We start from the raw sequence: 13,948 nt of genomic DNA, 5'->3' as shown, positions 1-13,948 counted from the left end.
TTACGACCGAATTAGCTTAGATTTTTCTCCGTGGCTGCTTTCCTTCCCCCTACCCTTTCTGATACCATCATTGCCCTGTCGACGCCGCCGGGCGCGGGCGCCATTGCGGTGCTGCGCCTCTCTGGTCCGTCGGCCATTGGCATTACAGACCTAGTGTTTCACGGCCATCAGTTGTCCGACCAGCGCGGCCATACAATGCACTATGGCACCATCCGCGACGAGGGTAGGATTATTGACGAGGTGGTGGTGTCGTTGTTTCGAGGACCGCGTTCCTATACTCGCGAGGATGTGGTGGAAATCAGCTGCCACGGCTCCAATTACATTGTGCAGCAGTTGCTGCTGCTGTTGGTGCGCTGCGGCGCCCGGCTAGCCGAGCCCGGCGAGTTCACCAAGCGGGCTTTCTTGCGAGGTGCCCTCGATCTGGCCCAGGCCGAAGCTGTGGCCGACCTCATTGCGGCCGACTCGGCTCTATCGCACCAGGTAGCCATGCAGCAGATGCGCGGCGGCTTCTCGCGCGAACTGCGCGATTTGCGGGCGCGGCTGGTGCAGTTTGCTTCATTGCTGGAACTGGAACTGGACTTTGGCGAAGAGGACGTAGAATTTGCCGACCGCACCGGTTTGGTGGCATTGAGCCAGGAAGTGCAGACGCTGGTGCGCAAGCTGCTGCGCTCCTTTGAGCTGGGTAACGTCATTAAAAACGGCGTGACCACCGTTATTGCCGGCCGACCCAACGCGGGCAAGTCTACCCTCCTGAATGCCCTACTGCACGAGGAGCGCGCCATCGTATCGGCCATTGCCGGTACCACCCGCGACCTGATTGAGGATGAGGTAAGCATCGACGGCATCCGCTTCCGCTTTGTGGATACGGCCGGCCTGCGTGACACCACCGACGTGGTGGAATCCATTGGGGTAGAGCGCACTCGGCAGCGCGTATTGCAAGCGGCCGTTGTGTTGTATCTATTTGATATTACGAGCACTTCACCCGCGCAACTTGAAGCAGAGATTGAGGACCTGCGCCTACCCGCCGGCGTGCCGGTAGTGGCCGTGGGCAACAAGCTCGACGTGGCTTCCGACGACGAAATCAGCACCTTCAGCGCCCGTCCCGATACCGTGCTTATTGCCGCCTCCCGCGGCGACGGTCTCGACGAGCTCCAAACGGCCCTGCTCGAGCACGTCCGCGGCGCCGGCCTCGACCGCACCGGCAGCAGCACCATCGTCACCAACCTGCGCCACGCCCGCAGCCTCGAAGCCACCATCGTGGCCCTTGATGCGGTGCTGGTAGGCCTTGCCACCGGCGCCGGTACCGAGCTGGTTGCCGCCGACCTGCGCCAGGCCCTAGCTGCGCTGGGCGAAATCACCGGTGAGATTTCCAACGACGACTTGCTGACCAGCATCTTCACGCAGTTTTGTATCGGGAAGTAGTGGCCTACGCCAGTTTGCCTTTTCCAAGGCAAGCGGCGTCGTGCAGTTCCATCACTTGTGCGGCGTCTGGGCACACCTGGCCGCTTCCATATTCACCTACCCACTTACACACGGAGTAAACAGCGCTGCGGTCTGCGTACTCCTGTTCCCATTCTCGTTGCTTTTGCTGCTGCGCGGGCGTGTCGTAGGGGAACACCAACCGGGGACGCTGCCACCCCACGCGCCAAGGCTTCGGACTAAGCCGGGCACGGTAGCAATGCTGTTTCTGACACAGGCGCACGTACGTAGCATCGGTGCGGAACGCGGTGAAAACGGCTTGTGCGGCGGCAGTGTCAGGAGCCAGGAGTTGATGGGTGACCAACAGCCGGAACCCCAACCGGGTGCGGTACACCCGAAAATTCCAGTCGGGGTGCTGGTGCAGCTAGGCCGTGAGGCGCAGTTGCAGCGCTTCGTCCAAGTCGCGGTATACTGGGGCTGGCGGCGGACTGAAAAGCCGTCGAAAAAACTCGGCTACGCTGAGTGGTGGCGGTGTTGGATAAATTCGCTCCCGTAGGTCTACTGCATCTATATCCAGAAACATAACGGCCAGCGTATTCAGCACGATGCTTCCGTAGTGGTTGCGCGTGAGGGCTCCTACTAATTCGCCCTGCTTGCTGTGTAGGCGCTGTATCAACTCTTCCCGGAGTGGAGCGCTACCCGTAGGGTATTCGGCCAGCGCCTGGTTGGCCAGCAGGCATGCGTGACGCGTATGCAGGAGCTGCCCAACGGCCTGTTTAGCGGCTGCATCACTGTCGTCGCTACCCGCGTATGCCGTGAGGTGGTACGGCAAACCTGCCGCATCGGCACAATCGAGAGTGGCACGTGCCCAATAAGAGTATACTTGCATCTGAAAACGAGGTGAGCCGCCAAGATAACTTACCTGGCCTCATCCTGCCGCTTTCCGTTGACCCTTTTATCACGCATTCTGCCTACCCATGCTTTCTACCCTAAATCCAACTGCCCTACCTGATATAGACGCTCTACGCCGCTTGTGCCAGTCGCTGGCGGTGCTGGATGCCGTTAATGCTCCGGAGCCTGAGTATCGGTATTACACCTACAACCCGGCGTGGGATGAGAGCGAGGAGCTGTTTGAAATGGCTGATGGCGAAGGCGACCAGATGCTGGTGCTATTCCGACCGGAAGGCTGCGTCATCAACGGTTTCCTGGCCGACTACGACCAGCCCGACAAAGCACAGGTGACCCGCGGCCTACCCGATGCGTTTGATGAGTTCATGTTTGGGGAGCCGGTCAACTCTATTGGTACCACGTTTTGCCTGTGGTACACCCCTGCGCACGGCTGGCAAACCGGCGTGGTAGAAAACGAAGACGATGGCTCCGAGGAGCTACTATTCATCTTCGACCAACAACCTGCTACCTACACCGAGTGGGCCACCGAGTACTACCTCGACGAAACCGACCGGCAGCCCATTGCTGCTGACGCCGTAGCGGCCATTTATCGTCATGAATCACTCACAAAAGACACGGCTCTAGCTATCAACAGCGAACTAGAAGACTGGGCCGAGCTAGAGGCAGACCTACAAGGCATCGGCTACCCCTACAACTTTGGGTAGGCACTAAAGCTGTTTAGGTCTCTAACTGTCAGCTTGATCTGGCGTCCGTTTGCTGAATCGCAATGGTCAGAATGATCTAAAACGACCTGTTAAACAGCTTTGCTATCTACCTGTTTTACGGTATACCTTGCTCCTTATGGCGGCCTTCACTACCCATGTCTACACATCCGAGCTATACGACCGTCCGGCCCTTACAACCACTCAGGCGCTGGACTGGCCGGGGGTGCGGCTTGAGCGCTATCAGCTGGACGCAATGACCCTACCCGCGCACTACCACGAGCAACACCTCCTACTCGTGCACCAGGGGGAGCAGCCGGTAGTAGCCAGCAGGCGCACCGGCGCGCGCGTGGAGGCTGACCAGTTTCGTCGGGGAGATGTCGGTCTATACCCACAGGGAGAGTATGGCCCGTTTGGGTGGGATGGCCCCGCGGACATCATTCATGTGCACTTGGATGCGCAGGCTCTGGAAACACGCGCCCGCCGCGACCTGGACCTCGCGTATTTCGCCTTGCGCGAGCGGTTTCGCAGCGAGGACGGGCTACTGGCGCAAGTGGGCCAGCAGTTGCTCGCCGCCGCCGGCCGGGCGCACACCCTGGGCCAGCTTTATGCTGAGTCGTTGGTCACGGCCCTCTCCTACCACCTAATTGAGCACCACGCTACCTTTGAGCGCCGCTTACCGGGGCAGACCCAGGGCCGCCTACCCACGGCAGTACTAACCCGCATTGATGCGTATCTGGAAGCGCACGCGGAGGCGCCCATTACGCTGGAAGTGCTGGCTGACTTGGCCAATTTGAGCGTCTTTCACTTTGCGCGCCGCTTCAAGCACACTACCGGGCGCGCGCCCTACCAGTACGTGCTGGACTGGAAAATCCGACAAGCCCGCGCCCTGCTGCGGGCCAGCGAGTTGCCCGTAGCTGCCATTGGCGACGCGCTGGGCTTTGCCTCGCCGGCGCATTTTGCGGCTGCCTTTAAGCGGGCCACGGGTCAGAGTCCGCGCGCATTTCAGCAGGGTTAGGCCTCGCCGCATAAGCGCAAGAATGTGTAAGTAAAGCGCAAGAATCAGGCGCTGGACCGAGAGAGGTTGGAGGACCTTTGGGGTAGTTAAAGTGGCCGCGGCAAAGCGGCCGTTTCTTCCTCTTCCCTCTTCTATGAATCCTCTACTTGTAGTGGCCGGCGCGACGGGTAACCTCGGCAGCCGTATTGTAAATGCCCTGCGGCAGCGTGGTGCACATGTGCGGGTGCTGGTGCGCCCCGAAACCAATTCCGCCAAAGTTGACAGCCTAACCCAGCAGGGCATCGAGGTGCGCCGCGTCGACTTTGCGGACCTCCCTACCCTCACCCAAGCCTGTACTGGGGCCAGCTGCGTGGTATCGGTGCTGGCGGGTTTGCGAGAAGTCATTGTGGAAGCGCAAACGCAGCTACTTCAGGCGGCCGTAGCAGCCGACGTGCCTCGTTTCATTCCCTCCGATTTTTGCAGCGACTACACCCAGCAGGCGCCCGGCGCAAACCGCAATTTTGATCTGCGGCGCGAGTTTCAGAGCCGCCTCGACCAAGCCCCTATCGCCGCTACGTCTATCCTCAACGGGGCCTTCGCTGAAGTACTGACCTATAATATTCCCCTGTTCGACTTTCGGCAGCAGCAGGTTGGCTATTGGGAAGATGCCGACTGGCACATCGACTTTACGACGATGGATGACACGGCCGCTTTCACGGCCGCCGCCGCGCTGGACCCCACTACGCTCCGTTTTCTGCGCATCGCCAGCTTTCAGCCCAGCCCCCGCGAGCTGGTTACCCTCGCCCAGCAGGCCGGTCGGGGAAATTTCACCCTAACACAGCTAGGCTCTCGGGATGATCTGGCTGCGGCCATTCAGCACGTGCGGGCGGCTAACCCCGCCGGCGAGCAGCAGCTATACGCCGACTGGCAGCAAATGCAGTACCTGCTCAGCATGTTTAGCGTGCAGAACCACCCCCTCGACAACGCCCGCTACCCAGACCTCACCTGGACCTCTCCTCTTACCTTCTTAACGAACTGATTTTATGCAACCTGACACCTCTTCTACCCTGGGCGCTTACTCCGACGAGGCACTGATTCAGCGCTTGCCCGGTTTTACCAATCACTACGCAACCGTGAATGGGGTGCGGCTCCATTATGTGGAGGGCGGCAGTGGTCCGGCTCTGGTGTGCCTGCCGGGCTGGCCGCAAACCTGGTACTCCTACCACCCCATTGCCGCCGAGCTGGCCCGGCACTACCGGGTCATCATCGTGGACATTCGCGGCATGGGCAGCTCCGAGAAGCCCGCCACCGGCTACGACAAAAAGACGATGGCTCAGGACATATACGCTCTATTGCGCCACCTGAACATAGAAAAAGCCTCCCTACTCGGCCACGATATCGGCGGCATGGTTGCCAGCAGCTTCGGCTTTAACTACCCGCAGGCAACGGAAAAACTTATTCTGGCCGATGGCGCCCATCCCAGCGAAGGCATGCGGCAGATGCCGCTGCTACCGGCTCCCGGCGCTTTCAACGATAAAATGGATGGGCAGCAGCCCTATGTCTGGTGGATGGCCTTCAACCAGGTAAAAGAGCTGCCCGAGCAGCTTCTGGCCGGGCGTTTCCACTACTTGCTAGACTACCTTTTCCGCTACGTGATGTTGGACGAGCGGCAAATGTCGGCCTTTGATCGGGAGGTGTATGCGGCCGTGTATAACCAGCCCGAAAACATTCGGGCTGCCAATGCCTGGTACCAGGCGCTAAACCAGGATATTGCCGACGCCAACACCTACAGGCGCCTCACGATGCCGGTGCTGGGTATCGGGAGCAACGTATCATTCAACTACTTGCAAATGAGCTTACCATACATGGCCGAAAACGTGGAAGTCGTGGGCATTCTGGACAGCGGCCACTACATGTTTGAAGAAAAGCCAGCGCAGGTAGTAGACGCCGTGTTACGCTTCCTGAAACACGCTGGTTAAGCTCTTTGGATCTTTTACTACTGGCGCGAGTTTAGCGTAGCGTAACTCGTGCCCGCTAAGATGTGGAGGCTGCGCCTCCATTGCCGTGTTAGCGGCAAGCCGGAGCCGCACCGCCAAACAAACTGCTTGAATTAGCAAAAGCGCTGTTAGAAACGGGGTAGAGACGCATACTTGCGTCTCGTCGTTGAACGATTTAGGCGACAGACGTTCAACGACGAGACGCAAGTATGCGTCTCTACCCCATTTCCAATAGCCAAATACCTTACCACCTACCCCAGCCACCCATACAGCATAGCAGCCAGCACCGCTCCGATGAATGGGTCTACCACCGGAATCCAAGCATAGGACCATTCGCTGGAGCCTTTGCCCTTGATGGGTAGTAGGGCGTGCGCGATGCGGGGTCCCAGGTCGCGGGCCGGGTTGATGGCGTAGCCCGTAGTACCGCCCAGGCCCAGCCCCACTACCCACACCAGCAGCGCCACCGGCAATGCCCCTACCGAGCCCAACCCAATGGGCGTATGGGTAGGCGTGATTTCACCACCTACAATGTAGAAGATGGTGAGCACCAGCACCAGTGTACCTAGGATTTCGCTGCACAGGTTGCTGACGTGGTTGCGAATGGCCGGGCCAGTGGCAAACACCGCCAGCTTGGCCAGCGGGTCGGGCGTACGGTCGAAGTGGTCTTTGTATAGCACCCATACCAACGTGTTACCCACAAAGGCGCCCGCCAACTGTGCCCCGACGTAGGGCAGCACCTGCGACCAGCCAAACTTACCAGCTACGGCCAAGCCCAGCGTCACGGCGGGGTTCAGGTGGGCACCGCTGCTGGGGCCGGCAATCACTACCCCTACAAATACCGCCAGGGCCCAGGCCGTGCTAATAACTATCCAGCCGCTGTTGTGGCCTTTCGTGTCGTTCAGCACCACGTTGGCCACTGCCCCATTGCCGAGCAGAAGCAGCACAGCGGTTCCCACAAACTCTGCTACGAAAGGGCTCATTTGGCGGTGGTTTCTGGGGTGGCCTCTGTTTTCATGGGATGCGCGCCCTCCGACCACACTTGCAGGGCCTGCACGGCCCGGTTCCAGTTGGCAATACCGTCCTCAATGGTAGCGCGATTGGGCTTAGGCGTATACGAAGTATCGGCCTGCCCCAACGCTTTTATTTCCTCTACGCTTTGCCAGTACCCCACGGCCAGCCCAGCCAGGTAGGCAGCACCCAGAGCGGTGGTTTCGGCCATGCGGGGGCGCACTACGCTTGTATTCAGCACATCGGCCAGAAACTGCATGAGTAGCTCGTTGCTGGTGGCACCACCATCTACGCGCAGCGCCGTAATGGGCAGTTCTGCATCGGCCTGCATGGCTTGTAGCACGTCCATGGTCTGGTAGGCAATGGCCTCCACGGCGGCGCGGGCTACGTGTGCCGCCTTCGTAGCCCGGCTCATTCCGAAGATGACACCCCGGGCATAGGGGTCCCAATAGGGCGCGCCCAACCCGGCAAACGCCGGCACGAAATACACGCCATCGGTACTGCTCACCTGCCGGGCCAACTGCTCTACCTCGGCCGAGGTTTTGATGATGCCCAGGTTGTCGCGCAGCCACTGCACCACGGCGCCGGCAATGAAAATGCTACCCTCCAGCGCGTACTGCACCTGCCCGTTTATTTGCCAGGCCACCGTAGTGAGTAGGTTGTTTTGCGACGCCTTGGGTTCGGTACCGATGTTCATCAGCATGAAGCAGCCGGTGCCATAGGTGCTTTTCACCATGCCCGGCTCGGTGCACAACTGCCCAAACAGCGCGGCCTGCTGGTCGCCGGCAATGCCAGCAATGGGAATCTTAGAGGCAAAAATGGTGGTCTTGGTTTCGCCGTACACCTCACTCGACTGCCGCACCTCGGGCAACATGCTGCGCGGAATATCGAACAGTGCCAGCAGCTCGTCGTCCCAGGCCAGGGAGTGGATGTTGAACAACATGGTGCGCGAGGCGTTGGTGACGTCCGTGACGTGCAGTTCGCCCTGCGTGAAGTTCCAGATCAGCCAGCTATCCACCGTACCGAAGGCCAGCTTGCCGGCCTCGGCCTTTTGGCGGGCGCCCTTCACGTTATCGAGAATCCAGCGCACTTTGCTGGCCGAGAAATAGGCATCCAGCAATAAACCGGTTTTCGAGCGAATCAGGTCTTCCCTACCCTCCGCGCGCAGTTCATCGCAGTAGGCAGCCGTGCGCCGGTCTTGCCACACAATGGCGTTGTAAACCGGCTTGCCGGTTTTGCGGTTCCAGACCACCACCGTTTCGCGCTGGTTGGTGATGCCGAGTGCCGCGATGCTCTTGCCATTCTGCCCTGCCTTCACGGTAGCCTCCGCCGCCACGCCCGCCTGCGTCGACCAGATTTCCAACGGGTCGTGCTCCACCCAGCCCGGCTTCGGAAAGATCTGCGTGAACTCCTTCTGCGCCTGCGATACAATGTGCCCTTTCTGGTCGAAAAGAATAGCGCGGGAGCTGGTTGTGCCTTGGTCGAGTGAGAGAATGTATTGCTGCATAGAGGAATTTATTGGATGGCAGGAAGTTGCGGAAAATTGCGGGTTTTAACACGTCTAATAAGGTAGAGACGACAGCCAACTACACCGCTAGGGCGTCATGCTGAGCTTGTCGAAGCATCTCACGTGCTGACGACAGATAATATCCCACATCAGCACGCGAGATGCTTCGACAAGCTCAGCATGACGAACCGAAAAATGGATACTCAGGATTCTTCAGCCACAGGCCGCGGCTGGCTTTGCAGCACATAATGCTGCGCTACCTTGCCAAAAGCAGCTACCTGCTCCTGTTCCCAGCGGGCGTCGTGCCCCAGCTCGCGGGCCAGCAGGGCAGCCACTTCCGGCGCCATTCTGATAGCGGCCTGCGCATCCAGAAACAACACCCGTACACGGCGCGCCAGTACGTCTTCCACGGTGCGCGCCAGCTCGTAGCGAGCGGCCCACACCACTTCGGCCTTCAAGAATTCCAGGGTAGGGTCTAGCTTTTCGCCCAGACTCGGCTCGGCGGCAACTAGTTGCTGCAAAGCGGGTTGGTCGGAACCGTACACGTAGAGGTGGTTGCTGCGGTCGGTGGTAGCCAGGGCGCCGTGGATGGGCAGGTGCGCCGTCTGGCTTTGCGCTTTAGGAAGCTTGCCTATGGCAATAGCCTTGTCCACTGTATCCTGGCCCATGCGGCGGTAGGTAGTCCACTTGCCGCCAGTAATGGTAATCAGGCCCGCGTCTGATACCAGAATCTTATGGCTGCGGGAAATCTCCTTGGTTTTCTCGGAGCCATCTTGGGGCGCGGCCAGGGGCCGCAGGCCGGCAAAAACGCTTAGCGCATCGCTCCGTTTGGGTGGGCGCGCCAGGTAGCGGGCGGCAGTACGCAGAATGAAATCGATTTCCTCTTCCAGAGCCTGAGGCTCCTGGCTGTACTCACTCAGGGGCGTGTCGGTGGTGCCCAGCACCACGCGCTCGTGCCACGGCACAGCAAACAGCACCCGTCCGTCGTCGGTCTTCGGAATCATGATGGCATCGTTGCCGGGTAGGAAGGATTTGTCGAGCACAATGTGCACGCCCTGGCTGGGACGCACCAGTTTTTTGGCGCCGGGCTGATCCATTTGCAGGATTTCATCGACGAAGATGCCGGTAGCATTCACCACGGCTTTGGCTGTTAGCTCATACACGCGCTCTGTTTCCTGGTCGGCGGCTACTACCCCGGCTACCTTGCCCTGCGCATCTTTCAGCAGATTGCGCACCTCGAAGTGGTTGAGCAGCGTGCCGCCTTGCTCAATGGCCGTTTGCGCCAGATTCACGGCTAGGCGGGCATCGTCAAACTGCCCATCGTGGTAGAGCACGCCGCCTCTCAGGCCGTTGGTTTTGATGTTGCTCAGGCGCAGGATGGTTTCTTTTTTATTGAGATGCTTGGAAGCGCCCAGGCTCAGCTTGCCGGCCAGCAGGTCGTACATCGTCAGGCCGATGGTGTAGAAGGCCCCACCCCACCACTCGTAGTTGGGAATGATAAAATCCTGATTTTTGACTAAGTGAGGGGCATTTTTCAGCAGCAGCCCTCGCTCGTAGAGCGCCTCGCGCACCAAGCCAATATCGCCTTGCGCCAGGTAGCGCACGCCGCCGTGTACCAGCTTAGTGCTGCGGCTGCTAGTGCCCTTGGCATAGTCTACTTGTTCAAGTAGCAAGGTTTTGTAGCCCCGGCTAATGCCGTCGAGCGCTACGCCTAAGCCCGTAGCACCGCCTCCAATCACAATCAGGTCCCAGGTGGGCTGGCTGGTCAACTGCTGAATGAGGGTCTCCCGCTGGAAACTACGCTCGGTTACTTGCTTGCCCATATTTTCGTTTTGTTACTTTAATTTTCAATATCAATATAAAAATAACAAAACGAAACTTACAAACGAAACAAAATAACGCAACAGCTTTATTGATTACAGGCAGTCACATCATACTACCCTATTTATCAATTACTTAATACGAATATTCATCCCGAAGCGATACTGTAAACTTATTGCTCATCTTCCCACTACCTCATTGTAACCGAAACACAACAGCTAGAAAGAGCATAAAAGAAGACAGCTCCACGAAAAATTGGATACATTTACTCTGATGAATCCCAGCATGAAAAGGCACCAGCTCATTTTGCAGCAGTTGCAGGAGCATAAGCACGTAGAAGTACCCGCGCTGTGTGAGGTGCTAAATGTGTCGGCCGTGACAATACGTAAGGATCTGAAACTACTTGAAGAAAAAGGGTTGCTGTTTCGCACCCACGGCGGCGCGGCTCTGGAAAGTCCGTATATCAAGGACCGGCCTGTGAACGAGAAAGAGTTGCTGAACGTGACCGAGAAAACGGCCATTGTGTCGGCCGCTGCCCGGCTCATTGAGGCGCAGGAGTCGGTTATTATTGCCTCGGGCACCACCATGCTGGCGCTGGCCCGCGCCCTACCCGCCCAGTTGCCGCTCACCGTTATTACCTCGGCCCTGAACGTGGGCATGGAGCTGTTGCGCCACCCCGAAATAGAGGTGTTGCAGCTTGGCGGCTACCTACGGCACAGTTCATCGTCGGTGACGGGACCGTACGCCGAGCAGGTGCTAGCCGATACCTCGTGCAGCAAGCTCTTCCTAGGCATCGACGGTATCGACCTGGATTTTGGCCTGACTACCACCAATATGGGCGAGGCCCGCCTGAACCAGCAGATGATTCGGGCAGCGCAGGAAACCATTGTGCTGGCGGACTCCTCGAAGTTCGGCCGCCGCGGCTTCGGCCGTATCTGTGGCCTCGACCAAGTGCACCGCATCATTACCGACGCTGGTATCTCTCACCACGATGCCAAACGGCTGGAAGAGCAAGGCATCCTGCTGACTGTGGTATAGAAAACCCGGCCTGCAAACCGAACGAAATACCCTCGTCAGGGCTTCAAGCTCTGACGAGGGTAACCTGCTACCGGTGCTGCTCGTATTGCTTGCTTTCCAGCACTTCCTCTAGCGTCTGCCGTGCCTGGCTGGGTAGTACGGTGCATTCCTTTATGCGTAGCGCTTCTGCCAACTGCTCCGCCGTTCGGATGCCTAAAACGGCCGAGGCTACCCCTGGCGTATCTAATACAAACCGCGCAGCCACTTGCGCCGGCGCTGTATGCAATTCGCCAGCCGTAGCCCGAACGGCCGTAGCCATGGCGCCTACCTCTTTCGCCGAATGTCCTAAATACTCTTTCGCAGGCTTATCTAGTAGCAATCCCTGCGCATAGCTGCCGCGCACCATTACACTAATAGAATGCTCGTGCAGCAGCTTCAGGGTTTCTTCCTCCGGCCGACGGTCGAGGAGGCTGTATTGGGTCATCACGCTCACCATAGCAGACCGCTGCACGTACTCGCGGATGACATTGGGGCGGATAGACGAAATGCCGTAGTAGCGGATTTTGCCTTCTTGTTGCAGTTGCTCAAAGGCCGCAATAGTATCGTCGATGGGGTCGTCGAGGGTACCGCCGTGGAGCTGGTAGAGGTCGATGTAGTCGGTTTGGAGGCGGCGCAGGCTCTGCTCTACAGCCTGTAGGATGTAGGCTTTGCTGGCATTCCAGGCGGTGCTGCCGTCGGGTAGTAGTTGGTTGCCGACCTTTGTGGCCAGTAGTACATTGGAGCGCCGCCCTTTAAAGGCTTTGCCGACGGAGGCTTCGTTTTCGCCTTTTTGGTAGAGGTCGGCCGTATCAAAGTAGTTGATGCCCTGGTCGAACGCCTGGTGCAGCAGGCGGGCGTTGGCGGCGTGGTCGTCTTGCAAAGACATGCAGCCGTAGCTGATTTCGCTGGCCTGTAGGTCGGATTTCCCTAGTTGGTTGTATTTCATGCGGGGGTGTTTGGTATTAGAGACGCAGGTTTGCGCCACGGCGTTACGGCACAGGCAATAGGAGTGCAACCCGTAACAGGAAATTAGACGGAGGCACCTTCTATTTCTAGTTTAGTTTCCCTTTGGTTCGCGCCTGAACAACACAACGTCTGTGTTTGTAGTATAGCAGACAATTGGCCGCTAATCTTTCCTGCTTACCGGTAATTCTTTAGCTTCGCCCCGGAACCCACCTCTAACCACTACTTATGGCAGAGTCTGCTGAGATTATTCTCGAAGGGAAATCATTTTCTTTCCCCACTATTGAAGGCACTGAGCATGAAAAGGCAATTGACATTGCTAAGCTCCGCGACCAAACCGGCTACGTCACTATTGATCCGGGCTACAAGAACACCGGTGCCACGAAGAGCGCCATCACGTTCCTCGACGGCGAGGAAGGCATTCTGCGCTACCGCGGCTACCCCATCGAGCAACTAGCTGAGCAGTCGAGCTTCCTGGAAGTGGCCTATCTGCTGATTTATGGCTCCCTACCCACCCAGAGCGAGCTAGATGCATTCAGCAACCGCATCACCAAGCACACGCTGGTGCACGAGGACATCCGCAAGATCTTCTCCGGCTTCCCCAGCAGTACGCACCCCATGGCCATCCTCAGCAGCATCACCTGTGCGCTGACTGGTTTCTACCCCGAGAGCATCGACCCCAACCAGACCAAGGAGCAGGTAGACCTGACCATTGTGCGGTTGCTGGCTAAAATGCCCACCATTGCGGCCTGGACTTACAAAAACTCCATCGGGCACCCGCTTAGCTACCCCCGCAACGACCTCGACTACTGCGCCAACTTCCTCCACATGATGTTTGGCTACCCCACGGAGAAGTACGAGGTGAACCCGGTGGTGGTGCGCGCCCTCAACAAGCTGCTCATCCTGCACGCCGACCACGAGCAGAACTGCTCTACGTCTACCGTGCGCCTAGTAGGCTCGTCCAACGCGTCGCTCTACGGCTCGGTTTCGGCTGGTATCAATGCCCTGTGGGGCCCGCTGCACGGCGGCGCCAACCAAGAGGTGATTGAGATGCTGGAGGCCATTGAGCGCGATGGTGGCGACACTAGCAAGTTCATTGCGAAGGCCAAGGACAAGGAAGACCCCTTCCGCCTGATGGGCTTTGGCCACCGCGTGTACAAGAACTTCGACCCGCGCGCCAAGATTATCAAAAAGGCTGCCGATGAGGTGTTGCAGGAACTAGGCGTTACGAATAGCCCCCTGCTGAAAATCGCCAAGGAGCTGGAAGAAGCCGCCCTTACCGATCAATACTTCGTTGACCGTAAGCTCTATCCAAACGTGGACTTCTACTCGGGCATCATCTACAAAGCCCTGGGTATTCCGTCGGAAATGTTCACGGTACTGTTTGCCCTGGGCCGCCTACCCGGCTGGATTGCCCAGTGGAAAGAGATGCGCGAGAACAAGGAGCCCATCGGCCGTCCGCGCCAGATCTATGTGGGCGAGCGGGAGCGCGACTATGTTGGCATCGAGCAGCGCTAAGCTGCCTCTTATTACCCGCTACACAAAAAGCCCGCTTTACAGCGGGCTTTTT

Annotated in this window: 13 protein-coding genes; 7 read left to right on the top strand and 6 right to left on the bottom strand. The window is 58.4% G+C overall.

The features are described 5' to 3' along the window. The first annotated feature begins 30 nt into the window (after positions 1–30). Entirely contained in the window at positions 31–1,422 is a 1,392-nt protein-coding gene (gene mnmE, locus J4D97_RS03070; RefSeq protein ID WP_208306310.1) for a tRNA uridine-5-carboxymethylaminomethyl(34) synthesis GTPase MnmE, read from the top strand. Positions 1,423–1,426: 4 nt separating this feature from the next. On the opposite strand, the gene J4D97_RS03065 is transcribed toward mnmE, so the two are convergent. Both J4D97_RS03065 and J4D97_RS03060 read right to left on the bottom strand, forming a co-directional pair. Further along, on the bottom strand, positions 1,427–1,813 hold the full coding sequence (locus tag J4D97_RS03065) for a hypothetical protein (RefSeq protein WP_208306309.1): 387 nt from the start codon (positions 1,811–1,813) through the stop codon (positions 1,427–1,429). 30 nt (positions 1,814–1,843) lie between these two features. After that, the gene (locus tag J4D97_RS03060; RefSeq protein WP_208306308.1) at positions 1,844–2,308 is read right to left on the bottom strand and encodes a hypothetical protein; all 465 of its coding nucleotides are present in this window, start codon (positions 2,306–2,308) and stop codon (positions 1,844–1,846) included. Positions 2,309–2,396: 88 nt separating this feature from the next. On the opposite strand from J4D97_RS03060, the gene J4D97_RS03055 reads away from it, so the two are divergent. The 4 genes from J4D97_RS03055 to J4D97_RS03040 all read left to right on the top strand — a co-directional run bounded on the left by J4D97_RS03055 (position 2,397) and on the right by J4D97_RS03040 (position 6,005). Next, complete coding sequence (locus J4D97_RS03055) at positions 2,397–3,032, top strand: hypothetical protein (protein ID WP_208306307.1); 636 nt, start codon at positions 2,397–2,399, stop codon at positions 3,030–3,032. 136 nt (positions 3,033–3,168) lie between these two features. After that, positions 3,169–4,047 (top strand): helix-turn-helix transcriptional regulator, encoded by an 879-nt coding sequence (locus J4D97_RS03050; protein ID WP_208306306.1) that lies wholly within the window; start codon positions 3,169–3,171, stop codon positions 4,045–4,047. A gap of 133 nt (positions 4,048–4,180) precedes the next feature. Continuing rightward, complete coding sequence (locus tag J4D97_RS03045) at positions 4,181–5,065, top strand: NmrA family NAD(P)-binding protein (RefSeq protein ID WP_208306305.1); 885 nt, start codon at positions 4,181–4,183, stop codon at positions 5,063–5,065. 4 nt (positions 5,066–5,069) lie between these two features. Beyond that, positions 5,070–6,005: an alpha/beta fold hydrolase gene (locus J4D97_RS03040; RefSeq protein ID WP_208306304.1), complete on the top strand. Its 936-nt coding sequence runs from the start codon at positions 5,070–5,072 to the stop codon at positions 6,003–6,005. Positions 6,006–6,274: 269 nt separating this feature from the next. On the opposite strand, the gene J4D97_RS03035 is transcribed toward J4D97_RS03040, so the two are convergent. The 3 genes from J4D97_RS03035 to J4D97_RS03025 form a co-directional block, all read right to left on the bottom strand. Next, positions 6,275–7,003: an MIP/aquaporin family protein gene (locus J4D97_RS03035; RefSeq protein ID WP_208306303.1), complete on the bottom strand. Its 729-nt coding sequence runs from the start codon at positions 7,001–7,003 to the stop codon at positions 6,275–6,277. Further along, positions 7,000–8,538 (bottom strand): glycerol kinase GlpK, encoded by a 1,539-nt coding sequence (glpK, locus tag J4D97_RS03030; protein WP_208306302.1) that lies wholly within the window; start codon positions 8,536–8,538, stop codon positions 7,000–7,002. The genes J4D97_RS03035 and glpK overlap by 4 nt, the downstream gene beginning before the upstream one ends. Before the next feature lie 203 nt (positions 8,539–8,741). Continuing rightward, on the bottom strand, positions 8,742–10,361 hold the full coding sequence (locus tag J4D97_RS03025) for a glycerol-3-phosphate dehydrogenase/oxidase (RefSeq protein WP_208306301.1): 1,620 nt from the start codon (positions 10,359–10,361) through the stop codon (positions 8,742–8,744). A gap of 283 nt (positions 10,362–10,644) precedes the next feature. Here J4D97_RS03025 and J4D97_RS03020 point away from each other — a divergent pair, with 283 nt between their 5' ends. Next, positions 10,645–11,397, top strand: a complete 753-nt coding sequence (locus J4D97_RS03020; protein ID WP_243900096.1) for a DeoR/GlpR family DNA-binding transcription regulator — start codon at positions 10,645–10,647, stop codon at positions 11,395–11,397. 67 nt (positions 11,398–11,464) lie between these two features. On the opposite strand, the gene J4D97_RS03015 is transcribed toward J4D97_RS03020, so the two are convergent. After that, entirely contained in the window at positions 11,465–12,361 is an 897-nt protein-coding gene (locus J4D97_RS03015) for an aldo/keto reductase (protein ID WP_208306299.1), read from the bottom strand. Between the two features lie 245 nt (positions 12,362–12,606). Here J4D97_RS03015 and J4D97_RS03010 point away from each other — a divergent pair, with 245 nt between their 5' ends. Beyond that, complete coding sequence (locus tag J4D97_RS03010) at positions 12,607–13,896, top strand: citrate synthase (protein WP_185283574.1); 1,290 nt, start codon at positions 12,607–12,609, stop codon at positions 13,894–13,896. The last annotated feature ends 52 nt before the right edge of the window (positions 13,897–13,948 follow it).

The organism is Hymenobacter defluvii (genome assembly GCF_017589435.1).
GTDB classification, from domain to species: domain Bacteria; phylum Bacteroidota; class Bacteroidia; order Cytophagales; family Hymenobacteraceae; genus Hymenobacter; species Hymenobacter profundi.
The sequence above is the reverse complement of the archived record's forward strand: the minus strand, read 5'-3'. Positions and strand labels throughout refer to the sequence as shown.